The following is a 26250-nucleotide window of genomic DNA, read 5'->3' as shown; positions in this document are numbered from 1 at the left end:
CGGGGTCGGATAATTGACCGATGCCCACATCGCAGGCCGGCCAGCACACTCTGAACTCCCGAACTGGAGCTCATCCAATGAAAACAATCAAATCGAAATTCGCAACCGTCGCCTTTGCCCTGGCCAGTACGTTCATGGCTGGCGCCAGCCACGCGCAGGATACAACGCCTTCGGTGGTGATCGTACACGGCGCCTTCGCCGACGGTTCCGACTGGGCCAAAGTGGTGCCACTGCTGCAAGCCAAAGGCGTGGCCGTTACCGTTGTGCAAAACCCGCTCACCTCGCTGGCCGACGACGTTGCCGCCACGCGCCGCGCGCTGAACAACCAGCAGGGCAAGGTGGTGCTGGTCGGTCACTCGTGGGGTGGCACGGTGATCACCGAAGCCGGGAACGACCAGAAAGTCAGCGCGCTGGTGTATGTCGCCGCCTTCGCGCCAGAGGCCGGGCAAACCAGTGGCGAACAGGGCAAAGGCGCGCCCACGCCGCCGGGCATCAGTCAGATCAAGGCCGACGGTAACGGCTTCCTCTATCTGACCCCCGAAGGCATGGCCAAGGGCTTCGCTCAGGATCTGCCGGCCGCGCAAACTGCCGTCATGACTGCCACGCAAGGGCCGATCAAGGCCTCGGCTTTCGAAGATAAAACCACCGTTTCGTCCTGGAAAACCAAGCCGTCCTGGTACTTGCTCGCTACCGAAGACCGGATGATTCATCCCGACGTCCAGCGTGCTGCCGCCAAGCGTATCGGCGCGAGCCTTGAAGAGGTGCACGCCAGCCATGTCCCGCAGCAGTCGCAGCCGGCGCAAGTCGCGGCGGTGATTCTCAAGGCCGTGCACAGCGTTGCTGAACAGTGATCGCGGCATCGAAGGGGAGCGGGCGTATGGACCATCGAAGCGCTCACGACTACGATTTCATTGTCTGTGGTGCCGGCACGTCGGGCTGCGTGGTCGCTGCGCGGCTTGCCGATGAGTCAGGCGCACGGGTTCTGCTGATTGAGGCCGGCGAAGACTATTCGGGCCCCGAGGTGACAGAACCGGCGCAATGGCCGCTGAACCTCGGCTCTGCGCGCGACTGGGCATTCGAGGGGCAATCCGATCCACGCTTGAACGGTCGACGGCTACCGTTGAGCATGGGCAAGGGGCTCGGCGGAGGTTCGAGCATCAACGTGATGGTCTGGTCGCGCGGCCATCGCTGCGATTGGGAGCATTTTGCTGCCGAGTCTGGCGACCCGGCCTGGGGCTACGCATCGGTACTCGATTACTACCGCAGGATCGAAAACTGGCAAGGCAGCCCGGACGCCACCCGGCGTGGTTCAGGTGGGCCGGTACATGTCGAGCAGCCGGCCACACCTCAACCCCTTGCGTTGGCAACGCTGGAGGCGGCCGGCGATCTGGGCATCCCCCGATTCGACAGCCCCAATGGCGAGATGATGGAAGGCGCAGGTGGGATCGCTGTCACCGACTTGCGCATCAAACAGGGCAAGCGCGAGTCGGTTTACGACGCCTACATCCGGCCACGCCTGCACTTTCCGAACCTGACGGTGCTGACCGGGGCGTTGGTGACCCGCGTGTTGCTGGTCGGCACCCGGGCCGTCGGTGTCGAAGTGTTGATCGCCGGCGAGCGGCGGCGCTTTCATGCCGCAGCTGAAGTCATCCTGTCCATGGGCGCGGTGCAATCACCGAAAGTGCTCATGCAGTCGGGCATCGGCCCGGCGGATGAACTGCGAAAACACGGCATCGCACCGGTCGTTCATTTACCCGGTGTCGGCGAGAATTTGCAGGATCATCTGGCTTTCGGCTGCACGTGGGAATACCAACAACCCCAGGCGGTCGCTGGCAGCGGATGCGAAACCACCTTGTATTGGAAAAGCGACAGCCGCCTGGAAGCTCCGGACCTGTTGCAGTGCCAGTTGGCATTCGCGGTACCGTCTCCGCCTGAGGTCGCCATCGAGCCGCCGGAGCATGGCTGGACCATGTTCGCCGGGCTGGCCAGACCTGCCAGTCGCGGACGCTTGCGGTTGTCAGGTGCAGGGCCGCTGGATGCACCGATCATTGAGCCGAACTCGCTGAGTGAACCCGAGGACATGGCCGCAGCCCATGCGACGATCGAACTGTGCCGCGCACTCGGCAACAGCCAGGCCTTCAATGGGCTGATCAAGCGCGAAGTGGTGCCCGGGCCGAGAGAACGCCGCGCTATGGAACAGTTCATCCGCAACTCGGCGATGACCTACTGGCACCTGTCGTGTACGGCAAAAATGGGCCGCGATGCGCTGTCGGTGGTTGACCATCAATTACGCGTATACGGGATCGACGGGCTGCGCGTTGCAGATGCTTCGATCATGCCGCGCATTACCGTTGGCAACACGATGGCGCCGTGTGTCGTTATTGGTGAGCGGGCAGCGGAGCTGGTGCTTGCGGGAGTATAAAGCGCCCACAACGCCCCGCTGCGCAAAATCTGCTTTCACTCGTTCGCAAGATTTTCCCGCGCCCACTGCTCGGCCGTCGTGACCTGTATCGCCCGCTGCTCATTGAACGTGCCCGCTTTCGGCCACGCCACACCTCGACCTTGGGCAAACACCGCGCGGTATTTCTTGATGTGGTGAGTGGGGTCTTTTTCCAGTTCCTCCATCAGGTGTGGCACTGTCCAGACGTTACGCTTGAAGGGCCGTCCGAGCACGCGTTCGAGAAGGCCCGCGACCTGTTCATAGGTCAGCGTGTCGCCCGACAGATACACGATCTCGTTGCGAAAACGCGGTTCGAAGAAAACGATTTCTGCAGTCAGTTTGCCGATGTCGTCCGGGGTCGTCAGCGTCACGCCGGTGTCCAGGCTGCCCAGGGCGTTAACGGTGTCGTTGTCGAAATCAACGACTTCAAACACCGGCTCGAAGAGGAAACTGGTAAACATGCCGGTCGAGATGATCACCCATTCGGTTTTGTCCTGCGCGCGCAGCAGTTCGCGCACGTCGAGCTGAGCATCGAACAGATCCTGCGGACTGCCCCGGCCGATCACTTCGAAGTCCACGCCAAACTGCCAGGGAAAGTAGCGTTTGATGCCCGACTTGAGCGCAGCGGTCGCCAGCTTCATCGGCGTCTCGCGACCAGCGACCATGCCGGCGCAGCCGATGACGGTATCGAAAGGTGCGAAGACTTCGGCCAGTTGGTCGATCGAATCGTTGACCAGATCTGCCGCCACCATCTGCACGCCGAGACTGCGCAGTTCATCGATTTCGGCTTTCTTTGCCTGCACCTGACTGTCGATCGTCGAGGCCCTGAGCAGGACGCTGATCGTGCTGCCGGGCGAGCGCTTTGCCACTCGCGCAAGGTTGCGCAAAACCGGCAGGCCGAGCTCGCCTGCGCCCAGGACAAGAATGGATTGCGGGGAAGGGTGGTTCGATTCGGTCATGATGTCTCCTGAGATCTGCATGTAAGATCGGCAAATGCTGGCACGATCGGGCAGCACTCAGAAGAAGGCACACGCGTGATACCAGGTGAAGAAATGACTGATCAGCAAGCGCTCAGTGAGGCAGAAGCAATCTGCCAGACGCTCAGACGAGACGATGATGGCGTGCGCCGCGAAGTGCTTGCGCACGCCGGTAGTCGCTGGTCTTTGGGCATCCTGCATGCCTTGGGGGTGTACGGCACGATGCGTCACGCCGAGATCAAACGGCAGATGACCGGCGTGACTCAGCGCATGTTGACCAAAACCCTGCGTGCGCTGGAACGCGACGGCCTGCTGACCCGGCGCGAGCTCGACCAGGTGCCGCCACACGTCGAGTACGAGCTGACGCCATTGGGCATGGGCTTGCTGGTGCGGATGTCGCCGATCTGGACTTGGGTGGTGGAAAACGTCGAGGGTTTCCGCCAAGCGCGACGCACGTTCGATAGCCAGGTCGGCAAGAAACCCTCATGGCAAATTCCTGTTCCAGCGCGGGATGATTCTGAAGCGTCAGACTGAGGTTTCGCGCTTCAGCTCAGCGGCACCGCGAACACGGCACTGGCGCGCGCAACCGTTCGCTCACCGACGTGCAGACTGACGCCAGCAAACGCCAGTTGGCGGCCCTTTTTGGAGTGTTCAAGACGCACTTCGAGCCACTCGTTGATTTGCACCGCACCGAGATAATCCAGGGTCATGCTCGCGGTGATCAACGGCTGCGGCGGATCGCTGGAGAAGGCCATGGCGTAGCCCATGCCCACGTCCGCTAGTGTCGCCAATACACCGCCATGCAAAGTGCCACGGCCGTTGGCGTGGCGGGAGTCGGTCAGTAAGCCCAACTCCAATTGCAGGCCATGGCCTCTGGCGTAGATCGGGCCGAGCAGATCCAGCAACGGACTGCTGCGGGTGAATGGAGTGAAACCTTCGGGAATGGCCGTGGTGTTCATGATCCCATCCTGATGCAGGTGGCTGACCTGTGTGATTGGGCGAGGAAACGCAGGAGGGGGCAAGCACTATGCGGATGGGGAATTTGCTGCGATAAGTGCTGTACACGGAACTGACCAACGATAGCGTTCACCTAACGTTTAAGCCTGCCGAATGTGGCTTCCATCGCTGCCCGGTCATGGTCGAGCAACCAGGCATGATGTCGTTGATAAAGCTGCAAAAGTAGTTCGGTGTTGGCTCCAACCACGTCCATGCCTCTGTCATCATAAGGCAAGATCATGACTCGCTTGGGCAGATTGAACAGGTAGACAGCACAGTTCGCACGCGGTTGGATAGCACCGAAGTCCTTGGCCAATGCGCACCAGAGTAATGCTTGAATGCTCGCGACAGACGCTTCGAAGGCGACGTTGACCCAGTATTCCGGTTCTTCCTCGGTTAACCATTCCTCGTTGTCTATTTCTTCGCTCCAGATGCACAGCGCTGATGGAGTATCGATTCCAGCAGATTTAAGGGCGCGAAGAGTGCTGCGGTGGGCGAATCGATTGCGACCGGAATGAATGCGCAGGCATGCGACAAACGATGCGTCCCCTTGGAAAATGTCGCCGCAGATGGTTATGGATTTGCGCATAGCGGTCAGGAATTGCTCGATCATTCCGCCCGTTTCGGAGAGTTCGAAACGCAATCCTCCCGGCCAGGAATAGAAAAGCGGACGGGCGAATGCCTGGGGTCCAAATGCTTTTTCGATCTCAGCTCTCAGATTCACTTTCTTCCCTTCAATGTGGATTTCTGTTTGTTCAAGACGCGGATGAAGTCAGTGCGAAGACACAAACGGCGAAGCAGTCGTCGGTGCCGGCAGCGCATAGGCCTGTTTCATCCACGCAACTTCCGCCAGGGGTGTGCGGCCGAAGAGGCGTTTGAAGTCGCGGCTGAATTGCGAGGCGCTTTCGTAGCCGACCAGAAATGCAGTTTTTGCCGCAGTCAGGTCGTTACGCAGCATCAGCAATCGCGCCTGGTGCAGCCGCGTCGACTTCAGATACTGCATCGGCGAGGAATCGGTAACCTTGCGAAAGTGCAGATGAAAATTCGGCACGCTCATCTGCGCTTCCTCGGCCAGGGTTTCTACGTCGAGATGTTGGTGAAAACAGCTGTGGATCTTGTGGATGGCGCGGGTCACTTTGCCGAACTGGCCTTGTTGGGCGATGGCGGCGCGCAGGGTGCCACCTTGTTCGCCGGTGAGGATACGGTAGTAGAGCTCGCGCAGCATCGCCGGGCCGAGGATTTGCGCGTCGGCATCGTCGCTCATCACTTCAAGAAAACGCAGGGTTGACCGGCGCAGCGGTTCGTCGAGAGGCGAGGCGTACATGCCCATCGGCTGCGCTGTGGGGAAATCCCACCGCTCGTCCACTTGCTGGATCAGCTCGCCAGCCAAAGCGAAATCCAGGCGCACGTACACCGCGAGCATTGGCTCGGCTTCGCTGGCGTCGGTTTCCATGGTGAAGGGTACCGGCACCGACACCACCAGATAGTGCTGAGCGTCGTAGACGTAGACTTCATCGCCGAGATAACCGCGTTTACGCCCCTGACAAAGGATGACGATGCCCGGTTCGTACAACACCGGCGTGCGGGTCAGCGGTCGGTTGGAACGCAGGAAACGCACATCGTCCAGCGGGCTCAGGTTGTAACCTTCCAGCGGGGCGAGCTGGCTCATTAGCTGGACCATGCGCGCTGTGAGCGGGTCTTTCGGTTTCCGCATTGAGGTTCTCCGCGTTGCTCAGCCATCCGTCGAGCGGCTAAGCGCTGCCCATTGCTCAATACTCTCCGCCGTCTGCTGCAACTTGTCACGCACCAGCACCAGCGCATCACTGCCCAATAGCAGGTGAGCCGGCGGGTTTGGACTGTCGATGATCGTCAGCATGACCCGTGCAGCTTTCTGCGGGTCGCCCAGCTGATGGCCGCTTTTCTCCTCCCGGGCCTTGCGTACCGGATCGAAGCTTGCGTCGTAGTCACTGATGCTACGCGGCGTGCGCTGCATCGAGCGGCCTGCCCAGTCGGTGCGAAATGACCCCGGCGCCACAGCGGTGACAAAAATATTGAAGGGCGCAAGCTCCTTGCTCAAGGTGTCGGAGATGCCCTCCAGAGCGAACTTGCTGCCGCAGTAGTACGCGATCCCGGGCATGGTGATATGGCCGCCCATCGAAGTGATATTGAGGATATGCCCCGCGCGGCGCTGGCGGAAATACGGGACGAACGCCTTGGTCACCGCCACCGCGCCGAACACGTTGACGTCGAACTGGCGGCGCATTTCCTCCAGCGATGACTCTTCGAGAATCCCCTCATGGCCATAACCGGCGTTGTTGACCAGCACGTCCACCGGGCCGTGACGATCCTCCACAGCCGCAACCACCCCATCGATGGCATCGAACTCGGTAACGTCCAGCAGCACCCCATGCGCGCGCTCGGGCGACAGCGCTTCGAAAGCTGCCAGCGCGGACTCACTGCGCACTGTGCCGATAATCCTGTGACCTTGAGCGAGCGCTTCCTTGGCCAGCGCCTGGCCGAAGCCGCTGCTGACACCGGTGATGAAAAGAGTCTTCATGGATTTGTACTCCAGCAGGCAATTGGAGAGGCCATGCTAGGGCGGATAACGCTGGCGGACGATGCCGAATCGGATCGAAGTATTGCCTGTTCCTATCAATAGGGTTTTCCAGGTCTTGCCTCAAAAGACGGAAAAGTCCTGCAGGTCTCAAACCCGCAGGACTTTTCCTGTCTCGGCAACACGCGCTTAAGCTGCGCGACGACCCGCTGTACGGTCCGATCCATCAGCGGCGAGGGCCTCACCCAGTGGGGTGCGGTCTGAGCCGTCGGCAGCGATGGCCTGGCCTTGTGGGGTCTTGTCATAACCGTCCTCAACCAGGCCTTGTTCCTCGAGGCGGTTGCGGCCGTTTTCAGCCAGAGCCTGGCCCTGCGGCGTACGTTCCGAGCCATCGGCAGCAACAGTCTGCTGTGGTTCGTTGACCTGGGTGAAGAAACGATCTTCCTGATTGCTCGGTACGGCGAATGCGCTGGCGCTGAGGGCGAAGGTGGCGACGGCGATCAGTTGGCTTACAGTTTTCATGGCGGTGACTCCGGTCAAATTTCGATTGAGGTCCGGGTCGTTCAGATCAGTCTCTGGTTAACCCGTTGCAGTGGTGTGTTCTGCATGGGTTCAGATTAGGGGGCAGGGCGGTGTCGGCGTTAGGCGGATACTGTCGGCGATTTGCCTGATTCTGCTCGATGGAAAATAGCCATTGACTTAGAGCGCGCTCAAACCTTTACGGTGATGACATGAATCCAGAACTGACAATTTCAAAGTTGGCCAAACGCCTTGATTTGAGCGCTCACACGATCCGCTATTACGAGCGCATCGGGCTGTTCGATCCGGTTGGGCGCGGTGGCAATGGCCACCGGGTGTACGCCGAGAAGGATGTGCTGTGGGCCGAGTTTCTGCTCCGGCTGAAGGCGACCGGAATGCCGATCCAGCAAATGCTGCGGTATGCCGAATTGCGTCGATCTGGCGACTCGACCCTGGCAGAACGCCGCGAACTTCTCGAGCAGCATCGCCGGGACGTGCAAGCGCAGATCAGCCAGTTGAGCCAGTCCCTGGAGGTTCTGGATAACAAGATTCAGATCTACCACCAACTCGAGCAAAAGGAGCATCACCATGATCCGTAAACTTCCCGGATTCAATCGTTTGCTGTCCGCCACATTGATTGGCGCCAGCGTGACCAGTGTCGCAGCGCCGGTGGAGATGACCGATCGTCGAGCGCGCGGAGAAGCCGCTCTGACGCAGATTACTGGCGGACCTGGTCAGGCAGTGGTTGATTCATTGAAAGATACTGCTCCAGAGCTAGCGGACTGGATTCTGAGTTTTGCCTACGGCGATGTCTTCGCCCGCCCCGGCCTCGACCACTGCACCCGTGAGCTGGCAACCGTTGCGGCACTGACCGCACTGGGCAATGCCCAGCCACAACTGAAAGTGCATATCGGCGGCGCCCTGAACGTCGGGTGCACACCGGAGGCGGTGGTCGATGTGATCTTGCAAATGACCGTATACGCAGGGTTTCCCAGTGCCTTGAACGGTATAACGGCTGCGCGTGAAGTCTTTGCTGCTCGCGGGATCAGTGTTAAGTCTTGAGTGCGCTGGCCGCTGACCTTGCAACAGGACGGTGCAAGGCCAGATTTGATCGACCTGCCTTAACGCAAATCCTCGGTCTGTATCGTCAGAATAATCTTCCCGACATTCTGCGAAGACTCCATCCGCCGATGGGCATCGGCTGCGCGGGATAGCGGGAAGGTGCTGTCCACCACCGGTTCCAGACTCGCAGCGCCGGCGAAGCGTTTCAGCCAGTGGTCGCGAAAGCGCTGGATCATCGCGTGCTTCTCCGGCTGGGTGCGCGACTTCATCACCGTGCCGATGATTTGCAGATGTCGGTAGAGGATGTGCTCCAGCTCCACGTCGACCTTGCCGCCGCCACCAAGAGTGCCGACCTGCACCAGGCGGCCGCCGTGGGCCAGCGAGGCGATGTTGCGGGCGAAGTAGGGCGCGCCGATAAAATCAATGATCACATCGACGCCGCGCCCTTGGGTTTTGTCGGCGATGACTACGGCGAAATCCTCGGTCTTGTAGTCGATGGCCACGTCGGCGCCCAAGTGTTCGACACGTGACAGCTTGCCGCCCTCGGTGGTCGCGTACACCGTGGCGCCTGTGGCGTAGGCCAGTTGCACGGCAGCGGAACCAACGCCGCCGGCGGCGGCATGGATCAGCACCGAGTCGCCTGACTTGAGTCGGGCCAGGTGCAGCATCGCTTCGTGGGCGGTGACAAACACTTCGGGAATCGCCGCGGCGTGCACATAGTCGAGCTGCGCCGGAATCGGCATGGCCATGCGGTAGTCGATGCGCGCCAGTTCGGCGTAGGCGCCGCCGCCGACCACGCCCATCACCCGGTCGCCGACGGCGAATCCGCTGACCTCGCTGCCGGTCTCGAGCACTTCCCCGGCAATCTCCAGACCGATGATCAACGAGTCGCCGAAGTTCGCATGGCCGTAGCCGCCGGTTCGGTGAGTCAGGTCGGCACGGTTCACGCCGGCCGCATAGACACGCACCAGCAGGTCGGTCGGGCGTACTTCAGGGTTGGGCGCTTCGCCGAGTTGCAGCACTTCTGCCGAACCGAATTCTTTCAGCTTGATGGCTTTCATCTCAGCGTTGCTCCGTGTCGGCAAGGGTGGCATTGGCGATGGCCGAGGCGGTGATGGCGCCCGGGAAACCGACGTAGAAGGCCAGGTGAGTGATCGCCGCCGATAACTCTTCATGGCTCACGCCATTGCTGACAGCGCGGCGCAGGTGCGCGGGCAATTCTTCACAGTGGCCGCCGGCAATCAGCGCAGCGACAGTGATCAGGCTGCGGTCGCGGGGTGACAAGGCGGGGTCACTCCAGATCTGCGGGTACAGCGTTGAGTCCACGAATTGCGCCAGTTTCGGGGTGAAGGCGCGGGCGGCTTCGCGTGGGCTGCTGAAATCGATAGTCGACATGGAAATCCCCTTAAACCTGGCTGATGAATTTGTTGGTGAGATAGTGCTCTATGCCTTCAATGCCGCCTTCGGAACCGTGGCCGCTTTCCTTCATGCCGCCGAAGGGCAGTTCGGTGGCGACGATGCGGTACTGGTTGATGCCGATCATTCCGGCTTCCAGGCCATCGGCGACGTCGATTGCGGTGCGCGCATTGGAAGTGAACGCGTACGCCGAGAGGCCGTAGGGCAGGCGGTTGGCTTCTTGCAGGCCGTCGCTCATCTCATCGAAAGGCATCAGTATCGCGATGGGGCCAAAGGGTTCTTCGTGCATGATTCGCGCACTCATCGGCACATCGGCCAATACGGTGGGCTGAAAGAAGAAGCCTGCGCCCGGCAACGCTTCGCCACCGGCCAGCACCCGTGCGCCTTTCTCGACGGCGTCGGCGATCAGTTGCTCCATCTTCGCCAGTTGCCGTGGGTTCGCCAGAGGGCCGACCTGGGTTTGCGGATCCATGCCATCGCCGATTTTCAACGCTTGGGTGGCTGCGACGAAGTGCTCGACAAACTCGGCGTAGGCCTCACGTTGGATCAGGAAACGAGTAGAGGAAATGCACACCTGGCCGGTGCCGCGAAAGCGATTGGCGACGCCTTCCACAGCAGCCTTTTCGATGTCGGCGTCGGCAAACACCAGCACAGGGCCGTGGCCACCCAGTTCCAGGGTGATCGGCTTGACGCCTTCGGCAGCGCGGGCCGAGAGCAGCCGACCGATCGGCACCGAACCGGTGAAGGTCACTTTGCGAATGATCGGTGAGGCAATCAAATGGCTGGACACTTGATCCGGCACACCGAACACCACTTGCAGCACGCCTTTGGGCAAACCGGCATCGTCCAGCGCCCGGGCCAGGGCCAGCGCGGTGGAAGGGCTTTCCTCGCCGGGCTTGAGCACCACACTGCAACCGGCGGCCAGCGCTGCCGAGAGCTTGCGCGCCGGGGTGATGGCCGGGAAATTCCACGGTGTGAACGCTGCCACAGGGCCGATCGCCTGGCGTTTTACCAATTGCAGTACACCCGGACGATTGGCCGGTACGACACGGCCGTCGATGCGTCGTGCGCTTTCGGCGAACCACTCGAAATATTCCGCCGCACGGGTCACTTCATCGAGGCTTTCGCGCAGTGGCTTGCCTTCTTCCAGCGTCATTTGCGCAGCGATGTGCGGGGCGCGTTCGAGGATCAGGTCGGCGGCGCGCTTGAGGATTTTTGCGCGCTGGTCCGGCACGGTCTGGCGCCATTGGTCGAAGCTCAGTCGGGCCACTTCGAGGGCGTGATCCAGGTCTTCGGCGGTGGCCAGTGGCACCTGGCCGATTTCCTCGCCGGTTGCCGGGTTGACCACGGCGGCGGTCGCGCGGTCCTGGGCGGTGAGCCATTGACCACCGATGAAGAGATAGAGCGGATCGTAAGGAGTGTTCATGGATGTCGCCTTCATGGTTGAGGATTCATTCGGCGCCTTGTACGCAGCGGTTCAGGCGTCCCGTGGAATCCAGTCTATGGAAGGCGTGCCGTTTGATTTAGCCGGCCACGAGGGAATCATTGTTGTCCCAGAAGGTAATATCGAGCCCAGGAGCGAGCGTGTAGCATCCGACGTTATCCGCAGTGAGTGGCAGGTCTACAGGACGATCAGGATGGACAAACTTTCAAACATGTCGGTGTACATCAAGGTAGTCGAGATGGGCAGTTTCACTGCCGTGGCCAACCATCTCGACTCCACCGTCGGTAACGTATCGCGTGCGGTCTCGGCGTTGGAAAACGTGCTCGACACCCGCCTGTTGCAACGCTCGACCCGGCGTCTCTCGGTGACCGACGCGGGCCGGCGGTTTTATGAGCGCTGTGTGAAGATTCTCGCTGACCTGGAAAGCGCCGAAGCCGAGGCGAGCAATGCCGCCTTGCAACCACGAGGGACGTTACGGGTGCACTGCGTGCCCGGACTGGCGCGGCAACTGGTGACCGGCGCGGTGCTGGAGTATCGCCAGGTGTTCCCCGAAGTGACCGTTGATTTGATGCTCTCCCAACGCATGCCCAATCTGCTTGAGGATCAGTTGGACGTGTCCATTCTGATCGCGCGAACGCTGCCGGATTCGGCGTATGTCAGCCAGAAGATCGGCGTCAGTCACTGCGTACTGGTGGCCTCTCCGCAATACCTGGCGCGGCATGGCGCACCCGAAACGCCGGAGCAGCTTTGCGATCATCAATGCCTGCTGCTCGGTACCGTGGATTACGTGCGCGATGAATGGCAGCTCAAAAGCAAGGCGGGCGATGCGACGTTCATCCCGAGCGGGCCGAGTTTCAGCGTGAACGATATGGACGCAATGGCCGTGGCCATTCGCGAAGGGGCGGGGATTGGTCTGTTGGCAGGCTTCACGGCGATCGACGATTTGCGTACCGGCAGGCTGGTGCGGGTGCTGCCCGATTACCACACCTACGAGCGCAATGTTTACGCGGTCTACACGTCTCGCCAGTTTGTCGATGCGAAGATCACGCGATTCATCGATACCTTGAGAACCCGGGTCGGCGCGCAGTTGGCGAGCACTGCTCAGGCGCTTATCGATTGAAGCGGTAAAGGCATTTGCGTCTCAGCGAGCCAACTCTGAGACGCAATGGGTGTGCGAGGTATTGGCCTGATCAGCCGTTGCTGCAGCCGCTGCCCATGACCTCGTATTGCAGGATGTGCTGCTTGCCTTGGGAATCCTGATAAGTCATGTGCACCGGCACTACGGCGCAGACATCCGGCACGGGATCTTCCGAGATGATTTTGGCGACGTCGAGGTGACTGGCGTAGGTGTATTGCTCGACGGGTGGCGTGGTAGTCGATTCCTGAGCCATGACCACCGAGCTGAAGCCGAAGAGTGCGAGGACGAGCATTGAGACTTTCATGGAGGATGTTCCTTTGCTGAAGTTGAGTGTGTTGCTGGAACGAACTCTATGCGGCGGCTGGCGGGGGAAACAGGCGCGGATCGGGTAAAGACTGTTTACGGTTTGAACCACAATCGGCATGGGGTGAACGATCGCGCAGGGTTCAGCGCAAACAAAAAAGGCGCCGGTGAGGGCGCCTTTTGCTTATCTCGGTTTTTTACGGCTCGCCATGCAATCGGCAGCTACGAAAGCACTGGGCTGATTTCGGCGGATTTCGCTGAGTAGCTTGCCACTCGTGCCGAAATCCACTGCCTGCTGTAAGCCAGCACATGGTCAGCAGTGGCGGTGGGGAAGTGGATGAAGCCATGCGGACACTCCGGCAGCACGTACATCTCCACCGGCGCCGCGTGTTGCCAGCGCTCGGCGATGAGCCGCGTGTCATCCAGCAGCGGATCGAGGTCGCCGGCAAACAGCAGCGCTGGTGGCAGTCCGCTGAAATCGCCGTACAGCGGCGACAGCGGTGGCTGGCGTCGTTGTTCGTCGCTGATGTCCGGCGTGAGCAGGCGCAACGCGTCAACCATGCCGGGGCCGTCGAGCACCAGAGTATCGGCGGGTGCGGTGCGCACGCTGGGTGTGCCGGTCAGATCGTAGACGCCGTAATACAGCAGCGCGCCGCAGATCCGTTGCAGCAGTTGCGGCGAAGACTTGAGCGCGAGCAGGGTGGCCGCCGCCAGATGTCCGCCGGCCGATTCACCGACGACGACCACGGGCAGTCCGGCAAATTCGCCATCGTTCAAGATGCCGCGAGTGGCCCGTAGACAGTCCTCCAGCAAGCCCTCGATTGGCGTCGACACCGCCAGCCGATAATCAACCGACACCACCGCCACGTCGCAGGTGTTGACGATGGCGATGTTGAAGTTGTCGTTCATCTGCGCATTGCCGATCACCCAGCCGCCACCATGGAAATCCAGCACCACGCCTTTGGCTTTGCCCTTGGGGCGGATGATGCGCACGGGCACCGTGTCGATGATCTTCCGTTCGGCGCTCAGCCCATGCTGGCGCAGCTTGCCGTCGCCGCCGAGCTGACCCGCCCGCAGCAACGCCTGAATCAACCGTGGAGTGAGCCGATTGCGGATCTTGAAGCGCGGCAGCCAGGCGAGCTTTTTGTTGAACCCACGCACCTGCGCCAGCTCGCGCTCGCCTTGCGGCCATGGAAAATCGCTCACAGGCGATTCTTCATCAGGATCGAGCAGTTCAGCGCCAGCGCAACGCACAGCCACGCCAGGTACGGGAACAGAATCAGCCCGGTGACCACGTCCAGTTGCAGGGCGAGCACGACCATCACCGCGACCACCACCCACAGCACTGCCAGAATCACCAGCGCCGCCAGCACCTGATGCGCGCCGAAGAACACCGGCGTCCACAGCGTGTTCAGGGCGATTTGCGCAGCCCACAAGGCCAGCACCGTTTGGCTGCCGGGGATCAGGCTCAAGCGATAACCGGCCCAGGCCAGCAGCAGGTAGATGATCGTCCACGCTACGGGAAAGGCCCAGTTGGGTGGGGTGAAAGAGGGTTTGGTCAGCGATTCGTACCACGGGCCGGGTTTGAACATCACGCCAGTGGTTGCCGCCGCCGCGCAGGCCAGAAGGAAGATGAAAAAGGTCATTGCCAGTCCTTAGCTGTGATCAGCTGTTATGGAGAGTTAAGAAGAGGACGCTTCGCTGTGCAAAAAGTTTGTTTGCAAACGCAAAATGGCAGTCAGGTTGAACTAAAAGCTGACCGACGCGTCAGGATAAACACTGCCTTTTCCCACCGACGCGGACGACATCATGTACACCTATCACATCGAATACCGTTTCAATGGCGAGCCTCGTACTTATCTGCTCGAACTCAAGGAAGCGCAACTGGCCGAGCACGACGCGGCGATGCATCTGCTGGAACTGCATCTGGGCGATGCCGAAAACAGCTTGGTCATGCCCACGGCGGATTCGACGCCAGAGCAGATTCTCGAGCAGGCAGAGCGGGTAGGGATTACACATATCCGGGTGGTCAGCCGGACCAATTGACCTTCGGATGCGGCGCAGGCGTTGGCAGAATGTGCTCTGAATTCAGGCCATGCGCCGCAATACCTGCACCATCCCCGCGCCCACGAGGCCCATGCAGGCGATCAGCACGGGAAAAGACATCCACCATGGAACGCCGGACGTCATCATGCTGAACTCCGACATGCCACCGATGCTGGCGATCAGGTTCAAGGGAAGGAACACGACGTTGATCAGCGTCAGCTTTCGCAGCGCGCGGTTCATGCTGTTGTTGGCAAGATTGCCGTGGGATTCGATGAGGTTGGCGAACACCTTGGCGTGAATTCTGGCCTGCTGGAAGCTTTGTTCGTTTTCCACGATCAGATCGTTCAGCGCAGCCAGCTGACCGTCGCTGAAGCCCTGACGCTGACCGTGGTTGCGCAGCAGCGTCAGCACCGCTCCGTTACTTTGAATCGCGTTGACGTAGTACACGAGGCTTTCGCTCAGGTTGTACATCTGCGCCAATTGCTGATTGTCCATCGCCCGGGTGAACTGCTGCTGAATCTCCCGAGCGATCTGTTTGACCACGCGCAAATGCCCGAGATAGTGGTGAACGCTTTCAGCGAGTAACGCCATCAGCACGTCCAGCGGCCCGGTCATTTGCGCATCGTGCTCCAACCCCGAGAGCAGCGAGTTGCTCGCGCAAATAACCACCAGGCGTTTTTCGCTCAGCACCACTCCAAAGGACGAAACGTTGAATGCGCGCCCGTCGAAGCTTTCCGGGCGCTTCCAGATCATAAACAGGTGATCAGGCTTGACCTCAATGCGGGCAACTTCGTCAGGGTCCAGCGACGACTCTATCACTTGTGCGCCAATGCCCAGGCGTATGTGCAGATCCAGTTGCTCGGCTGCGTCGGGGGCGACACACAGCCAGACAGTCGCCTGTTCTCCAGAGATCCTGTGGAGGGCGCCGCAATCAATGCCATAGCCTTCAATCATTGCTCACCACGCTTGGCCACGGTGTTTGAGCTCAAGCCTTTGGGTAAAAGCCTGCAATACGCGCCGGTACAATTCGTCGCCCAGCACGGCGTCTTCGATGCCGGCGTCGAGGTTGGGATTGTCGTTCACTTCGATCACCAGCACCCGATCACCCGCCTGCTTGAGGTCGACGCCGTAGAGGCCGTCGCCGATCAGCCGCGCAGTCTGTACGGCGAGCTGCACGACTGCCGGCGGAGCTTGCTCGACGGGCACCGCCTCGCACATCCCGTTGATCTCGCCGGGCAGCGCCTTGTGGTTGTAAATCTGCCAATGCCCCTTGGACATGAAGTATCTACAGGCATAAAGCGCCTCGCCATTGAGCACGCCGACGCGCCAGTCGTACTCGGTGTAGCAGTACTCCTGCGCCAGCAGCAGCACCGAGTGTTCGAATAACTCCTGCGCGGCCGTGGCCAGCGCTTGTGCATCGGCGACCTTGATCACACCGCGTGAAAAGCAGCCATCGGGGATTTTCAGTACCAACGGGAAACCGAGGCGACGCCCTGCGTTTTCGAGTTCCTGCGGACGATCCTTATAGAGGATTTCCGTTGCCGGCATGCCCAGCCCGCGACGCTTGAGCAGGTCGGCCAGATAAACCTTGTTGGTGCAGCGCAGGATCGACGACGGATCGTCAATCACCACGAGGCCTTCGCTTTCGGCCTTCTTGGCAAACCGATAGGTGTGATCATCCACTCGCGTGGTTTCGCGAATGAACAGCGCGTCGAATTCAGCTAGACGCGCGTAGTCTTTCTTCTCGATCAACTCGACATCGATACCCAGCTGTTCGCCCGCAGCGATGAAACGCTGCAATGCCTCGGAGTTAGAGGGCGGCAGGGCTTCGTCAGGATCATGGAGGATGGCCAGGTCGTAGCGGGCCACACGTTTGGAAGCGGGCTGACGCCACGTTCTGCGATTGAACGCATCCAGTGCGTCAGCGAAGACATGCTGCTGTTCGTCGCGAAGCTTGTGCAGCGCCCCGGCCTTGATGCCTGCGATCTGCCAGCTCTCACCACGGCGGAATTCCACCAGCAGGATAGGGCAGGGGAACGCCTCGAACAGCTGACGGCCGATCTCTTGCAGCGGCTCGATCGAGGCCTTGCCGAAGTACAACGACAGCGTGAAGGCCTCGGTTTCGCCGTACGGGTGGTTCGCCAGCGCCCGCTCCAAGGTGCGCTCCAGATCATTCAGCCCGACCCCGTAAAGCGCTTTGCGCGCCAGCTCGCTGACGGTGCGTACCGAGGGGAAAACCTTGTGTCCGCGCGCTTCGGCCAGCAATGAGCAGTAATAGCCCTGACCGAGGTATTTGTAATTGCGGCAGAGGTTGATGACCTGGGTGCGATGAGGAAAATCGTCGCTGTGTTCAAGGTAATCCTGCGCCAGCATCAGGCTCTCGCTGGGCAGGTAATCAGCCCAGTCATCCTTGCGTTCGACCAGGATGAGCAATCGACTTCCCGAGGGCTTGATACTGGGAGGTTCCTCGCTGAGGGAGATTGTCGAATGCTCGGTTTTGTCTAATACTTCGTTCACGTTGGCTTGCACCGCTGACATGAGTAATGAATCCCTGTTGAAGAAGACGCCGCTTCAATAAATCACGGGCCTTTCGGTCTGTCCCGGTTCGTTACTCAAACTTTACGGTGCGGTCATGTCTTTTGATTTTCGCTTTGCATCCACGGACGATATCGACGATCTGGTCGAATTGGAGCGGGTGTGTTTTACCCTCGACCGGTTGAATCAGCGCAACTTCAGCTGGATGCTCAGTCGAGCCAATGCCGCGTTGATTGTCGTCACCTCGGGCGCAATCCTCTGCGGTTATGCACTGGTGCTTTTTCACCGAGGCACCTCTCTTGGACGCCTGTATTCGATTGCGGTCAGCCCTGCGTGGCGCGGACATGAGCTTGGCCAGCGTCTGCTGGAACAGGCCCAGGCCTGCGCATTGGCGCGCAACTGCGCATGGCTGCGTCTGGAGGTGCGCGCTGACAACAGCGCTGCCATCCGCCTCTACGAAGCCAACGGCTATCAGCGCTTTGCCAGCGTCGAGGACTACTACGAAGACCACTGCGAGGCGTTGCGCTACGAGAAACGCATCCTGCGCGAAACACCTGCCCCCGCACGTCAAGTCCCGTATTACCAGCAAACCACCGAGTTCACCTGCGGCGCCGCGTGCTTGCTGATGGCCATGTCTGCCATCGACTCGAGCCGCGCCATGACCCGAGCGGAGGAAATCCAGCTGTGGCGCGAGGCAACCACCATTTTCATGACGGCGGGGCACGGTGGCTGTAGTCCTCAAGGCCTAGCATTGGCGGCCTGGCGGCGCGGTTTCGATGTGCGCCTTGAGGTCAGTCACGCGGGCTCGCTTTTTCTTCACGGCGTACGCAGCACGGAGAAGAAGTCGATCATGAAACTGGTCGAGGATGGGTTTGCCCAGGAACTGGCTGCCACGCAAGTCGAGCAGGTTCTGGGTGATTATCTGCAGATCGGCGCTGCGTTGGCGGCCGGATACAAACCGCTGGTGCTGATCAGTAGCTACCGATTCACCCGCTTGAAAGCGCCGCATTGGGTCATCATTACCGGGTGCGACGAGGACTTCGTCTACTTGCACGATCCTGATGTCGACCACAGCAAACTCAAGCGTGGCCTGGACTGCCAACACTTGCCGGTCAGTCACCAGGAATTTCTGCGCATGACGGTGTTTGGCGTGCAGCGGGTTCGCGCAGCCGTGATGCTACGCTCACGTTGAGGAACGATGGCTAGGCGCCGAGCACTTCCTCGCCGATACAGTAGCGATCCCTGCCTTTCTGCTTCGCGGCATAAAGCAGTTTGTCAGCCGACTCGATAAGAGTGGCGGGGCTCACTTCTTGTTCGGCCGGTTTGCCAACCGCAATACCTGCGCTGGCGGTGACGTGACCCAGCGGATGGGCTTTGTGCTCCATCCGCAAGGATCGAATGGCCTCAAGAATTTCCTGCGCCACAAGCGCCGCCCCGCGAATATCGGTGTTGGGCAGCAGCACTGAAAACTCCTCGCCACCATAACGCACGGCAAGATCACCCGGTCGCTTTACTGCTTGCGCAATCGCCTGGCCGACGGCGCTCAGGCAATCGTCACCCGCCGCGTGCCCGTAGCTGTCGTTGTAGAGCTTGAAGTGATCGACATCGATCATGATCAGTGAGATCGACGAACCCTGGCGTCTGGCCAGGCGAATTTCGTCAATCAAGGCAGTGTCCAGTCGGCGACGGTTGGCCAGCCCGGTCAGGCTGTCGGTCAACGCCATGTCCTTCATGGCCTGATGTGCCCGGCGCAGATCCTTTTCCATCACCATGCGTTGACGCAGTTGCCTCAAGACGATCAGTCCGAAGACCGTGAACGCGGTAATCACCGACATCAACACGAAACCGGTTTTGATCAGGTCCCAGCGCCACGGCGCAATGATCGATTCGCGGGAAAGGCCGGTTTCGACCACCAGCGGGTATGTGCTTAAAGCTCTGTAGCCATACAGACGCTGGGTGCCGTCGACGACCGCTCGGACCTCGGCGATCCCTTGACTGGAAAAGGGCAGGTAGTTCTTGAACACCTCACTGTCGGCGAGGCTCTGACCGATGACCGAAGCGATGAAAGGACGACGCACGAGAATGGTGCCGTTGCGCAGCGCCAGCACCAGGGCACCCTTGTCGTCGATCTTGAAATCGCCGTAATAGTCGACGAAATAACTGACCTTGATCGTCCCCAGCAGCACGCCGGCGAAGGAGCCGTCCGGGTTATTCAAGCGGCGGGAAATCGGGATGATAAGGTCGTCTGTGGATTTGCTCTTGACGACATCACCGATACGCACGTTTCGATCAGTGTTGGCGCGGTGATATTGGAAGTAGTCGCGGTCGGCGTTGTTCGCAGGGTCCGGGATCATTTCCTTGTCGGTGACGATCCATTTGCCGTCCGGGCCGTAGATAAACAGTCCATGCAACTGCGGCATCAATTTGGCCTGCTGCACCAGCAAGTTGTGGATGCGCGGCACGTCAATGTTTTGCAAGCCATCACCTTCGACTCGCTCGCCCAGGGCGGCGGTCAGCACATCGACCTGGCGGATGGCGTCTTCGGCATGTTGCGCGGTTGCCCGCGCGAGGTTGGTGACCGAATCACGCGCCGACGAGAAGGCTGCATGATAGTCACGCCAGGTTCGCCATCCCTCCACGCCGAGAAACGCCAGAATGACCGTCAGCATGAAGATGACTGTCAGGCGGAAAGCGGCGATCTCGCTGGCAGCTTTGATGGGAGCGGTTTGTGCGGCGTCATGCCCCCGGGTTTTGGGCATCTTACGACCGAGCATTTGAGGGTCCTTATGCTTGTCATCTCTCATCTCTTGAAAGATGACCATCCTTTTCCACCTGGAATTCAATTTACTGCCTTGGCCATGCTGTCGCGATTGGATCGTTCCAAGCCGTGCCGGGTCAACATCTGTAATTGAAGCGCGCCTTGAGGTGAGACTTGTGAGCGAAATCATCACCGCCGGAGACTTGAACATCGATCTTCACAATGCCAACGAAACCGGCCTGTTCAAATGGCTGCTGGCGAGTTTTCTGATGGGCAAAAGGATTCAGGGCGCCATCGCCGCCAAGGCGTATCAAGTCATAGTAGAGCAGCATCACCAAGACACCCCGCAAAAGCTCGCGCAGTGCACACACCGTCAATTGGTGTCGATGCTGGGGCAGGCGCGTTACGTTCGTTACGATGAAAGCACGGCGTCGCGATTACTCGCGCTGGCCAACAAGCTCAACAGCGAGTACGCCGGCAAGGTGACTAACATCGTGGCGGCGAGCGCGGATCGTAAGGCGCTGGAGAAGCGCCTGTCCGAGTTCGAGGGGATAGGGCCGAAGACCGTTGAGATCTTCATGAGGGAAGCGGCGCCGGTGCTGTTTTGAATGCCCCGATAGCGAACCAAGGCTCACATCGCAAAGAAGGTTCCCGCCAGTTCGCTCATCAGGATCAGCGTTCCGCCGGCGAATATCGCACAGCCCAGCAGAAACTGGAGTCCCGGAGCGACGCTCAGGTTTGAGGGGAAACTCAGGTTTTTATAAGTTCTCATGTCGCGCTCCTGTTACCGATGAAAACTTTCAGCGCCGTCGATGGAACGGTTGCGCTGCGCCAATACGCGCTTGGCGACCACCGGCATCGTGGGCAAGGCGTCGTCGACGGCTGGATGTGCGTCCGCTGGCGGTACGGCAGTCTCCTCAGCGAAATTATTCGGCAGCAGGGTGCCCAGGCCAAAAACATTCACCGCCATGCTGACTTTCAATCCTCGACAGGCCTGTTTGCAGTCCAGCTCAAAACCGGCGTATGCGTGCTCCATCAAACGTTGAAAATGTTCAGAGGTCAGTGCCAGGACTTTGCTGTTTTTCATGTTGATCACCTTGAGCAAGTGGCGACCCAGATCCGGGGCCGCCGAACGGGGTTCAGACATCTTTGCCTTGCACGTAACCGGAGCCCAGATCAGCACCGGTCACCGGCTCGCTGAGTGGGTCGGACGCCGTGCGGATCTTCATGGCTTCCAGGACCTCTGCGTCGTCAGCAGGGAGGCTGACAGTCGCCAGACCGTCACCCCCGTCAACTGCCGGCTCTGGAGTTTCCACATATTCCCAAACGCCGCCCTCGTTCCACGGACCACGAACGTTGGTCTCGCCAGACATGTTGAAGTACTTGTTGGTGAACTCCGGCATGCCCGGCAGTTTGCCCTGCGGGAAGTTCGGCTGGATCGAATGCAGGGCTTTTTCGAAGGACTGTTGATGGGCTATTTCCCGCGTCATCAAAAAGCCCAGCGCCTCTTTGACGCCCGGATCATCGGTGATGTTGATCAAGCGTTCGTAGAGAATTTTCGCCCGCGCTTCGGCTGCGATGTTGGAGCGGAAGTCGGCGGTCGGCTCGGTGATCGAGTCAACGTAGGCCGCCGTCCACGGTACGCCAGCCGAATTGACCAGAGGCGCGCCTGCGCCATAAAGCAGGCTGGTGATGTGCGAGTCATTACCGGCGCCATTCAGCGCGCGGTACAGCTCACCTTCCTCCTGAACGCCCTCGGCGAGTTGACCTTTGGCGCCTTTGTTGAGCATGACAATGATCGAGCCGACCACCTCCAGGTGACTCAATTCCTCGGTGGCAATGTCCAGCAGAAGGTCTTTGCGCCCCGGATCTTCTTCAGCCAAGGCTTGGGTGAAATAGCGCGCTGCCGCGGCCAGTTCGCCATTGGCGCCCCCGAATTGTTCCAGCAGCAGATTGGCCAGACCCGGGTTGGGCTCGGCCACGCGAACGGTGTACTGAAGTCGCTTGTTATGTATGAACATTCAAATTTTCCTCAGACCAGGCTATCGCGCCTTGCCCTTGTGGGCGTTGGCGCATGCATAGTTTGTGAGGAGGGCGCGCAGCAGAAATTTCGTTTTTTGCCGAGTGGCAGGACGGGCGGCAGAGCGCGGAAAGTTCCGCAAACAGGACGGTTGGCTTAGCCACGTACCTCGAACAATGTGGGAGCGAGCAGGCTCGCTCCCACCTTGGTTCGTTTGCAATCAAGCGATTTTAAGCGCCCTCAGCACAGGCAGCGTTTGCTCGGCAAACACCTGCGCCTGTGCGGTCAACGCAGCGATATTGGCTTCGGCAGTGAGCAGCGGTTGGCCATTGTCGACCAGCACTTCACCTTGTTCGCTGATCACCCCCCACGCCAGTTGCGCCCATTCGGCCGGCTGCTGTTTGCCTTGCTTGATCGAGATCAGGAACAACTGCTGGAAGCGGCTGACCGTCACCCCACCACCGGTGACCGGGCTGGCCAGGGTCTGGATGTTGGCGCCGTACAGCGAGCGTTTGCACAGTTGCAGATTGAGCGCGGCGCAGCGACCGCTGACCTGCGACTCGGCGGCCTCGCTCTGGCACGGAGCGACAGCGCCCATACCGATCAGCACGGCCAGGGCTTGTTCGAGGTCGTCGTAAGCCATCGCAGTCTCGGAGAGCAATTGGCGCATGGATTTGGCCGCATAGTTCTGCGCCGCCAAGGCATCGAGCACCGGGCCGTAGATTTCCGCTTGCAGGGTCGCTTCGCCGGCAGGACCGGTGACCGAACCCGCAACAGTTTCCCAGGGTTGCAGCAACGCGAAACGGCTGTGCAGCATTCTCGCCCGGCGTTCGGCAGCGGACAGCCGCGTCGCGCCACGCACGTACAGATCGCGGCGGAAGTGCTGGTTGACGAAGTAGTCCCGCGCTTGCTCGCGCATGATCGGATGTTCGATGGTTTCCAGAAAGTCCATGCCTTCGGCGCTCAGGTTGAGCGGGTCGATTGAGTCCAGCGGCACTGCCGTGGTGGCGTAGTCGAGTTTGGCCGGGGCCAGCGCGTCGACCATGTCGGCGAAGTACATGCAGTTCCAGTCGCGGTTGAAATATTCGTGGGCGACGTAGTGACGATCCTGGCCCTTGATGCTTTGCAGCCGCGCGCCGAGACTCGGCGCCGCAGCGGCATACTTCGGATTGGCCGCGAGCAGCGCTTCGGAAAACTCCAGTGCGGCGTCAATACGCTCATCGGAGCGCGCCGAGGCATTGGCAAAGCGGTCATGCAGGCTGAACAGATTGCGCAGCGGCGCCGACGGCGACCAGCCGGGGAAGCAGTTGTAGCTGACGTAGAGCATGCCGCCCGGTTTCAGGTGGCGGCGGGCGAATTCGACGATCAGCTTCTGGTTGTCGCGGCTGACCCAGGTCCAGATACCGTGCAGGCTGATGCTGTCGAACTGCGGCAGATCATTGCGCGCCAGCAGCTGTTCGAAACTGTCGTCGTACAGGCGGGCGCCGTTGTTGGCGGCAGTCGCGAGGTCGATGGCATGGGCCGCCATACCCGGATGAAAGTCCGTACCGACAAACGAGCCCGGGTTGGCGGTGGCGTGGATGTTGATCGACACGCCCTGACCGAAGCCCAGTTCGCAGTGCACGCCGTCGTTGCTTTCCAGCGTGGCGAACCCGCGCAACAACAGGCAGTAACGCAGGAACACCGGATTGATCTCCCGGCTATAGCTGTAGGTGTAGCCTTCGTCGGTGAAATAACCTTCGTTCCAGGCGTTGCTCATGGGTACAGCCTCTTGTTCTTGAAAGTGATGGCAGTCTTATAAGGGGTTGGCATTGCGCGCGACAAATTGAAAAAACGGATACTTCCCCAAACCCTGTGGGAGCGAGCCTGCTCGCGAAAGCTTTTTTTCAGTTTGAATATAATCGGCTGACACGCCGCTTTCATGAGCAGGCTCGCTGCCACAGGGATCTTCAACATATCCAAGCAGGATTGATGGACCGATCACGCACTCCACGGCCCATTCGCGCAGGCATTTTGTAGCCAGCCGAAACTGTCATATTCCCTCCCACTCGTCTGCCCATAGTGACCAGCCCAACGCTGATTTCATGAGGCTGCACTGTGTTCCAACGTCTTCTGTGTTCGCTGTCCGTTCTGAGCCTGTCCATCGCCGCTGCCCACGCGGCCGAGCCTGTCACCCTTGATACGCCGCGCTTGTCCGGCATCGACAACTTTCGCGACATCGCCGGCATCACCACCGCGTACTCCACCACCCACGACGGCGTGATGCGCAGCGGCGTGTTCTACCGCTCCAACGCATTGACGCCGTCGGCGACGGATCTGGCGACGCTCAATGGTCTCGGCATCAAAGCCATTTACGATTTGCGCACGCCCAGCGAAATTGCCGCCACGCCTGACACGATGATCAGCGGCGCGGCCTATCGCAATATCGACATCATCGGTAGCACCACCTCGGGTGCGGACATCACCAATATCTCGTTCCACAGCGCCGCCGAGGCCGTGGCGATGATGGAGGACACCAACCGCGCTTTCGTCAGCGATGCCGGCATGCGCGGGCAGTTCGGCCAGTTGTTCAATGAGCTGGCCAGTGTCGACGCCGCGCAGCTGTTCCACTGCACCGCCGGCAAGGACCGCACCGGCTGGACCGCCGCCGTGTTGCAGAGCATCGCTGGCGTCGATGAGGCGACGATCATGGCCAATTATCTGGCGACCAACGACTACACCGCCGCCCGTGTCGCCGCGACCGTGAAAGCGCTGCCGCCGAGCATGGCCGCTGTCTACGAGCCGCTGCTCGGGGTGCAGGCCAGTTACTTGCAGGCCGGTCTCGACCAGGTCGCCGCTGAGTACGGCAGCATGGACAACTACCTCAAGCAGGGCCTCGGTCTGTACCAGGAAACCATTTACGTACTGCGCGGCAAACTGGTCGAGTACAACAGCTTGCCGGGGCAGGCCGGGCTGGTCGGCAACGCCGCCGCTGGTGCCGAATTGCTGCGGCAGTTGCAGAACTCCGAGCTGTCCGGCACCTACAGCGCCTATAACTACTACCTGCAATCGGCGATCGACGCCGGCACTCTGGGCGGTGTCGAATCTCAAGTCGGCGGTCAGGTCCACGCCGATGCGGCCAGTTATCTATTGCGGCAGAACGCGATGATCGAACAAGCCGCTGCGCCGTTCGCCAGCGGCAGCGATTTGAAGGTCGGCCAATACCGCCTCTGGAGCACCGCGCTCGCCAGCTACGTCGGCACGGACGGCTCGGCCCACGCCGAGAGCAGCAACGAACACAGCCAGGGCCTGATGCTCGGCATCACCCAGCGCTTCAGCGAACAACTCAGCGCGCGCGGCAGCTTTGGCTACAGCAAGGGCAGCGTGGGCGGAGCGGGTGGCGAGGCCGATACGGACTTCACCTTCCTCAACCTCGGTGCGCGTTACGGCTTCATCAGCCTTGAGCGCGGCTTGTTTGTCGACGCCAACGCCAGCGCCGGTTACGTCGACTACGACAGCAAGCGCGAGCTTGGCGGTGGCCTCGGCACTGCCAAGGGCGACACTCACGGCAATCTCACTGGCGCGACCGTGGCGTTGGGTTATCGCCTGCCGCTGAGCAGCGTGATTGTCGAGCCGAGCCTGGGCTTTCGCGTCAGTCATCTCGACTTGCAAGGTTTCAAAGAGGAGGGCAGTGAGCTGGCGCTCGACGTCGATGGCATCGAGCAGACCCGCCGCAGCGCGGTGGCTAATCTCGACGTGTCATTTGCTCCGGTGACGATGGGTGCGTGGCAGTTGGTCCCGGGTGTTCGCGTGGGCTATGAACGTGCGCTCGGCAATCAGCAAGTCGACAGCGAAGGCCACCTGCTGGGGCTGGATATCGAGCAGCGCGCGGCGTTCGACAACCGCGACCAGTTCAGCGGCGGCGTTAGCTTGATGGCCAGCCTCGGCGCCCTGAGTGTGGGCGCTGAGGTCGGCGCCAACGGTGGCGGTGACAGCCATGGTTTCAATGGCGGACTCAAGGCCAGTTACGCGTTTTGAACACAGCGAGCCCGGCAAATTGCCG

The 26250-nt window shown here is 60.4% G+C and carries 29 protein-coding genes; 10 read left to right on the top strand and 19 right to left on the bottom strand.

Features of this window, described 5'->3' with window-relative positions; all coding sequences use genetic code 11:
• Window positions 1–77: 77 nt before the first annotated feature.
• Together AC0IXA_RS18225 and AC0IXA_RS18220 are read left to right on the top strand one after the other, a co-directional pair.
• Window positions 78–851, top strand: a complete 774-nt coding sequence (locus tag AC0IXA_RS18225) for an alpha/beta fold hydrolase (protein ID WP_341637778.1) — start codon at window positions 78–80, stop codon at window positions 849–851.
• Between the two features lie 26 nt (window positions 852–877).
• Window positions 878–2422 (top strand): GMC family oxidoreductase, encoded by a 1545-nt coding sequence (locus AC0IXA_RS18220; RefSeq protein WP_341637777.1) that lies wholly within the window; start codon window positions 878–880, stop codon window positions 2420–2422.
• Between the two features lie 35 nt (window positions 2423–2457).
• Here AC0IXA_RS18220 and AC0IXA_RS18215 read toward each other — a convergent pair whose 3' ends face one another.
• Window positions 2458–3399 carry an aromatic alcohol reductase gene (locus AC0IXA_RS18215; protein ID WP_471814204.1) on the bottom strand — a complete coding sequence of 314 codons (942 nt, stop codon included), beginning with the start codon at window positions 3397–3399 and terminating at the stop codon, window positions 2458–2460.
• A gap of 93 nt (window positions 3400–3492) precedes the next feature.
• Here AC0IXA_RS18215 and AC0IXA_RS18210 point away from each other — a divergent pair, with 93 nt between their 5' ends.
• On the top strand, window positions 3493–3951 hold the full coding sequence (locus AC0IXA_RS18210) for a winged helix-turn-helix transcriptional regulator (protein WP_016774338.1): 459 nt from the start codon (window positions 3493–3495) through the stop codon (window positions 3949–3951).
• An 11-nt stretch (window positions 3952–3962) separates the two neighbouring features.
• Here AC0IXA_RS18210 and AC0IXA_RS18205 read toward each other — a convergent pair whose 3' ends face one another.
• The 5 genes from AC0IXA_RS18205 to AC0IXA_RS18185 all read right to left on the bottom strand — a co-directional run bounded on the left by AC0IXA_RS18205 (window position 3963) and on the right by AC0IXA_RS18185 (window position 7489).
• Complete coding sequence (locus tag AC0IXA_RS18205) at window positions 3963–4376, bottom strand: PaaI family thioesterase (protein WP_130888041.1); 414 nt, start codon at window positions 4374–4376, stop codon at window positions 3963–3965.
• A gap of 131 nt (window positions 4377–4507) precedes the next feature.
• Entirely contained in the window at window positions 4508–5137 is a 630-nt protein-coding gene (locus AC0IXA_RS18200) for a DUF3885 domain-containing protein (protein ID WP_341637774.1), read from the bottom strand.
• Between the two features lie 48 nt (window positions 5138–5185).
• Window positions 5186–6127: an AraC family transcriptional regulator gene (locus AC0IXA_RS18195; RefSeq protein ID WP_341637773.1), complete on the bottom strand. Its 942-nt coding sequence runs from the start codon at window positions 6125–6127 to the stop codon at window positions 5186–5188.
• 18 nt (window positions 6128–6145) lie between these two features.
• Complete coding sequence (locus AC0IXA_RS18190) at window positions 6146–6970, bottom strand: oxidoreductase (protein WP_471814201.1); 825 nt, start codon at window positions 6968–6970, stop codon at window positions 6146–6148.
• Window positions 6971–7156: 186 nt separating this feature from the next.
• Window positions 7157–7489 carry a hypothetical protein gene (locus tag AC0IXA_RS18185; RefSeq protein ID WP_073475050.1) on the bottom strand — a complete coding sequence of 111 codons (333 nt, stop codon included), beginning with the start codon at window positions 7487–7489 and terminating at the stop codon, window positions 7157–7159.
• A 209-nt stretch (window positions 7490–7698) separates the two neighbouring features.
• On the opposite strand from AC0IXA_RS18185, the gene AC0IXA_RS18180 reads away from it, so the two are divergent.
• Complete coding sequence (locus AC0IXA_RS18180) at window positions 7699–8085, top strand: MerR family transcriptional regulator (RefSeq protein WP_016774345.1); 387 nt, start codon at window positions 7699–7701, stop codon at window positions 8083–8085.
• 70 nt (window positions 8086–8155) lie between these two features.
• Complete coding sequence (locus tag AC0IXA_RS18175) at window positions 8156–8548, top strand: carboxymuconolactone decarboxylase family protein (protein WP_016774346.1); 393 nt, start codon at window positions 8156–8158, stop codon at window positions 8546–8548.
• 59 nt (window positions 8549–8607) lie between these two features.
• On the opposite strand, the gene AC0IXA_RS18170 is transcribed toward AC0IXA_RS18175, so the two are convergent.
• Genes AC0IXA_RS18170 through AC0IXA_RS18160 form a run of 3 tightly spaced genes read right to left on the bottom strand, consistent with a single transcriptional unit; the run spans window position 8608 to window position 11390 of the window.
• A complete protein-coding gene (locus AC0IXA_RS18170; RefSeq protein ID WP_471814199.1) occupies window positions 8608–9609 on the bottom strand; it encodes an NAD(P)H-quinone oxidoreductase in 1002 nt (333 codons plus the stop codon).
• A gap of 1 nt (window position 9610) precedes the next feature.
• A complete protein-coding gene (locus AC0IXA_RS18165) occupies window positions 9611–9943 on the bottom strand; it encodes a carboxymuconolactone decarboxylase family protein (RefSeq protein ID WP_024012615.1) in 333 nt (110 codons plus the stop codon).
• Window positions 9944–9953: 10 nt separating this feature from the next.
• Window positions 9954–11390, bottom strand: a complete 1437-nt coding sequence (locus AC0IXA_RS18160) for an NAD-dependent succinate-semialdehyde dehydrogenase (protein WP_471814197.1) — start codon at window positions 11388–11390, stop codon at window positions 9954–9956.
• Between the two features lie 211 nt (window positions 11391–11601).
• Here AC0IXA_RS18160 and AC0IXA_RS18155 point away from each other — a divergent pair, with 211 nt between their 5' ends.
• Window positions 11602–12528 carry a LysR family transcriptional regulator gene (locus AC0IXA_RS18155; RefSeq protein WP_281119402.1) on the top strand — a complete coding sequence of 309 codons (927 nt, stop codon included), beginning with the start codon at window positions 11602–11604 and terminating at the stop codon, window positions 12526–12528.
• Window positions 12529–12598: 70 nt separating this feature from the next.
• Here the strand turns inward: AC0IXA_RS18155 and AC0IXA_RS18150 are convergent, their stop codons facing one another.
• The 3 genes from AC0IXA_RS18150 to tspO all read right to left on the bottom strand — a co-directional run bounded on the left by AC0IXA_RS18150 (window position 12599) and on the right by tspO (window position 14495).
• A complete protein-coding gene (locus tag AC0IXA_RS18150) occupies window positions 12599–12850 on the bottom strand; it encodes a DUF2790 domain-containing protein (RefSeq protein WP_016774351.1) in 252 nt (83 codons plus the stop codon).
• Between the two features lie 221 nt (window positions 12851–13071).
• The gene (locus tag AC0IXA_RS18145; protein ID WP_471814195.1) at window positions 13072–14055 is read right to left on the bottom strand and encodes an alpha/beta hydrolase fold domain-containing protein; all 984 of its coding nucleotides are present in this window, start codon (window positions 14053–14055) and stop codon (window positions 13072–13074) included.
• Window positions 14052–14495, bottom strand: a complete 444-nt coding sequence (tspO, locus tag AC0IXA_RS18140) for a tryptophan-rich sensory protein TspO (RefSeq protein WP_039758892.1) — start codon at window positions 14493–14495, stop codon at window positions 14052–14054. The genes AC0IXA_RS18145 and tspO overlap by 4 nt, the downstream gene beginning before the upstream one ends.
• A 163-nt stretch (window positions 14496–14658) precedes the next feature.
• Between tspO and AC0IXA_RS18135 the strand changes: the two genes are divergently transcribed.
• Window positions 14659–14895: a hypothetical protein gene (locus AC0IXA_RS18135; RefSeq protein WP_016774354.1), complete on the top strand. Its 237-nt coding sequence runs from the start codon at window positions 14659–14661 to the stop codon at window positions 14893–14895.
• Window positions 14896–14937: 42 nt separating this feature from the next.
• Here AC0IXA_RS18135 and AC0IXA_RS18130 read toward each other — a convergent pair whose 3' ends face one another.
• Both AC0IXA_RS18130 and AC0IXA_RS18125 read right to left on the bottom strand, forming a co-directional pair.
• Window positions 14938–15849 (bottom strand): magnesium transporter CorA family protein, encoded by a 912-nt coding sequence (locus tag AC0IXA_RS18130; protein ID WP_471814192.1) that lies wholly within the window; start codon window positions 15847–15849, stop codon window positions 14938–14940.
• 3 nt (window positions 15850–15852) lie between these two features.
• Complete coding sequence (locus tag AC0IXA_RS18125; protein WP_471814190.1) at window positions 15853–17433, bottom strand: RimK family protein; 1581 nt, start codon at window positions 17431–17433, stop codon at window positions 15853–15855.
• Between the two features lie 94 nt (window positions 17434–17527).
• Here AC0IXA_RS18125 and AC0IXA_RS18120 point away from each other — a divergent pair, with 94 nt between their 5' ends.
• A complete protein-coding gene (locus tag AC0IXA_RS18120) occupies window positions 17528–18622 on the top strand; it encodes a GNAT family N-acetyltransferase/peptidase C39 family protein (RefSeq protein WP_400503836.1) in 1095 nt (364 codons plus the stop codon).
• A gap of 10 nt (window positions 18623–18632) precedes the next feature.
• Here AC0IXA_RS18120 and AC0IXA_RS18115 read toward each other — a convergent pair whose 3' ends face one another.
• Window positions 18633–20204 carry a sensor domain-containing diguanylate cyclase gene (locus tag AC0IXA_RS18115; protein WP_160768932.1) on the bottom strand — a complete coding sequence of 524 codons (1572 nt, stop codon included), beginning with the start codon at window positions 20202–20204 and terminating at the stop codon, window positions 18633–18635.
• Window positions 20205–20364: 160 nt separating this feature from the next.
• On the opposite strand from AC0IXA_RS18115, the gene AC0IXA_RS18110 reads away from it, so the two are divergent.
• Complete coding sequence (locus AC0IXA_RS18110) at window positions 20365–20796, top strand: HhH-GDP family DNA glycosylase (protein WP_471814188.1); 432 nt, start codon at window positions 20365–20367, stop codon at window positions 20794–20796.
• Between the two features lie 23 nt (window positions 20797–20819).
• Here the strand turns inward: AC0IXA_RS18110 and AC0IXA_RS18105 are convergent, their stop codons facing one another.
• The 4 genes from AC0IXA_RS18105 to AC0IXA_RS18090 form a co-directional block, all read right to left on the bottom strand.
• Window positions 20820–20960: a hypothetical protein gene (locus tag AC0IXA_RS18105; RefSeq protein WP_281880950.1), complete on the bottom strand. Its 141-nt coding sequence runs from the start codon at window positions 20958–20960 to the stop codon at window positions 20820–20822.
• A 12-nt stretch (window positions 20961–20972) separates the two neighbouring features.
• Window positions 20973–21335 carry a hypothetical protein gene (locus AC0IXA_RS18100; protein ID WP_471814186.1) on the bottom strand — a complete coding sequence of 121 codons (363 nt, stop codon included), beginning with the start codon at window positions 21333–21335 and terminating at the stop codon, window positions 20973–20975.
• Window positions 21328–22209, bottom strand: a complete 882-nt coding sequence (locus AC0IXA_RS18095) for a manganese catalase family protein (RefSeq protein ID WP_471814184.1) — start codon at window positions 22207–22209, stop codon at window positions 21328–21330. Before AC0IXA_RS18095 ends, AC0IXA_RS18100 begins: the two co-directional genes overlap by 8 nt.
• A 219-nt stretch (window positions 22210–22428) precedes the next feature.
• Entirely contained in the window at window positions 22429–23967 is a 1539-nt protein-coding gene (locus AC0IXA_RS18090) for a class I SAM-dependent methyltransferase (RefSeq protein ID WP_281119407.1), read from the bottom strand.
• 338 nt (window positions 23968–24305) lie between these two features.
• Here AC0IXA_RS18090 and AC0IXA_RS18085 point away from each other — a divergent pair, with 338 nt between their 5' ends.
• On the top strand, window positions 24306–26225 hold the full coding sequence (locus AC0IXA_RS18085) for a tyrosine-protein phosphatase (protein ID WP_471814182.1): 1920 nt from the start codon (window positions 24306–24308) through the stop codon (window positions 26223–26225).
• Window positions 26226–26250 lie beyond the last annotated feature (25 nt).

The organism is Pseudomonas sp. AC083 (assembly GCF_979253165.1).
Note: the sequence above shows the minus strand (reverse complement) of the source record. Positions and strands in the feature narration are given on the sequence as shown.

What these genes read in the sequence shown, in the direction of transcription:
- AC0IXA_RS18225 (WP_341637778.1), top strand. Translation starts at nt 78, where the DNA reads ATGAAAACAATCAAATCGAAATTCGCAACCGTCGCCTTTGCCCTGGCC.
- AC0IXA_RS18220 (WP_341637777.1), top strand. Translation starts at nt 878, where the DNA reads ATGGACCATCGAAGCGCTCACGACTACGATTTCATTGTCTGTGGTGCC.
- AC0IXA_RS18215 (WP_471814204.1), bottom strand. Translation starts at nt 3,399, where the DNA reads ATGACCGAATCGAACCACCCTTCCCCGCAATCCATTCTTGTCCTGGGC.
- AC0IXA_RS18210 (WP_016774338.1), top strand. Translation starts at nt 3,493, where the DNA reads ATGACTGATCAGCAAGCGCTCAGTGAGGCAGAAGCAATCTGCCAGACG.
- AC0IXA_RS18205 (WP_130888041.1), bottom strand. Translation starts at nt 4,376, where the DNA reads ATGAACACCACGGCCATTCCCGAAGGTTTCACTCCATTCACCCGCAGC.
- AC0IXA_RS18195 (WP_341637773.1), bottom strand. Translation starts at nt 6,127, where the DNA reads ATGCGGAAACCGAAAGACCCGCTCACAGCGCGCATGGTCCAGCTAATG.
- AC0IXA_RS18190 (WP_471814201.1), bottom strand. Translation starts at nt 6,970, where the DNA reads ATGAAGACTCTTTTCATCACCGGTGTCAGCAGCGGCTTCGGCCAGGCG.
- AC0IXA_RS18185 (WP_073475050.1), bottom strand. Translation starts at nt 7,489, where the DNA reads ATGAAAACTGTAAGCCAACTGATCGCCGTCGCCACCTTCGCCCTCAGC.
- AC0IXA_RS18180 (WP_016774345.1), top strand. Translation starts at nt 7,699, where the DNA reads ATGAATCCAGAACTGACAATTTCAAAGTTGGCCAAACGCCTTGATTTG.
- AC0IXA_RS18170 (WP_471814199.1), bottom strand. Translation starts at nt 9,609, where the DNA reads ATGAAAGCCATCAAGCTGAAAGAATTCGGTTCGGCAGAAGTGCTGCAA.
- AC0IXA_RS18165 (WP_024012615.1), bottom strand. Translation starts at nt 9,943, where the DNA reads ATGTCGACTATCGATTTCAGCAGCCCACGCGAAGCCGCCCGCGCCTTC.
- AC0IXA_RS18160 (WP_471814197.1), bottom strand. Translation starts at nt 11,390, where the DNA reads ATGAACACTCCTTACGATCCGCTCTATCTCTTCATCGGTGGTCAATGG.
- AC0IXA_RS18155 (WP_281119402.1), top strand. Translation starts at nt 11,602, where the DNA reads ATGGACAAACTTTCAAACATGTCGGTGTACATCAAGGTAGTCGAGATG.
- AC0IXA_RS18150 (WP_016774351.1), bottom strand. Translation starts at nt 12,850, where the DNA reads ATGAAAGTCTCAATGCTCGTCCTCGCACTCTTCGGCTTCAGCTCGGTG.
- tspO (WP_039758892.1), bottom strand. Translation starts at nt 14,495, where the DNA reads ATGACCTTTTTCATCTTCCTTCTGGCCTGCGCGGCGGCGGCAACCACT.
- AC0IXA_RS18135 (WP_016774354.1), top strand. Translation starts at nt 14,659, where the DNA reads ATGTACACCTATCACATCGAATACCGTTTCAATGGCGAGCCTCGTACT.
- AC0IXA_RS18130 (WP_471814192.1), bottom strand. Translation starts at nt 15,849, where the DNA reads ATGATTGAAGGCTATGGCATTGATTGCGGCGCCCTCCACAGGATCTCT.
- AC0IXA_RS18125 (WP_471814190.1), bottom strand. Translation starts at nt 17,433, where the DNA reads ATGTCAGCGGTGCAAGCCAACGTGAACGAAGTATTAGACAAAACCGAG.
- AC0IXA_RS18120 (WP_400503836.1), top strand. Translation starts at nt 17,528, where the DNA reads ATGTCTTTTGATTTTCGCTTTGCATCCACGGACGATATCGACGATCTG.
- AC0IXA_RS18115 (WP_160768932.1), bottom strand. Translation starts at nt 20,204, where the DNA reads ATGCTCGGTCGTAAGATGCCCAAAACCCGGGGGCATGACGCCGCACAA.
- AC0IXA_RS18105 (WP_281880950.1), bottom strand. Translation starts at nt 20,960, where the DNA reads ATGAGAACTTATAAAAACCTGAGTTTCCCCTCAAACCTGAGCGTCGCT.
- AC0IXA_RS18100 (WP_471814186.1), bottom strand. Translation starts at nt 21,335, where the DNA reads ATGTCTGAACCCCGTTCGGCGGCCCCGGATCTGGGTCGCCACTTGCTC.
- AC0IXA_RS18095 (WP_471814184.1), bottom strand. Translation starts at nt 22,209, where the DNA reads ATGTTCATACATAACAAGCGACTTCAGTACACCGTTCGCGTGGCCGAG.
- AC0IXA_RS18090 (WP_281119407.1), bottom strand. Translation starts at nt 23,967, where the DNA reads ATGAGCAACGCCTGGAACGAAGGTTATTTCACCGACGAAGGCTACACC.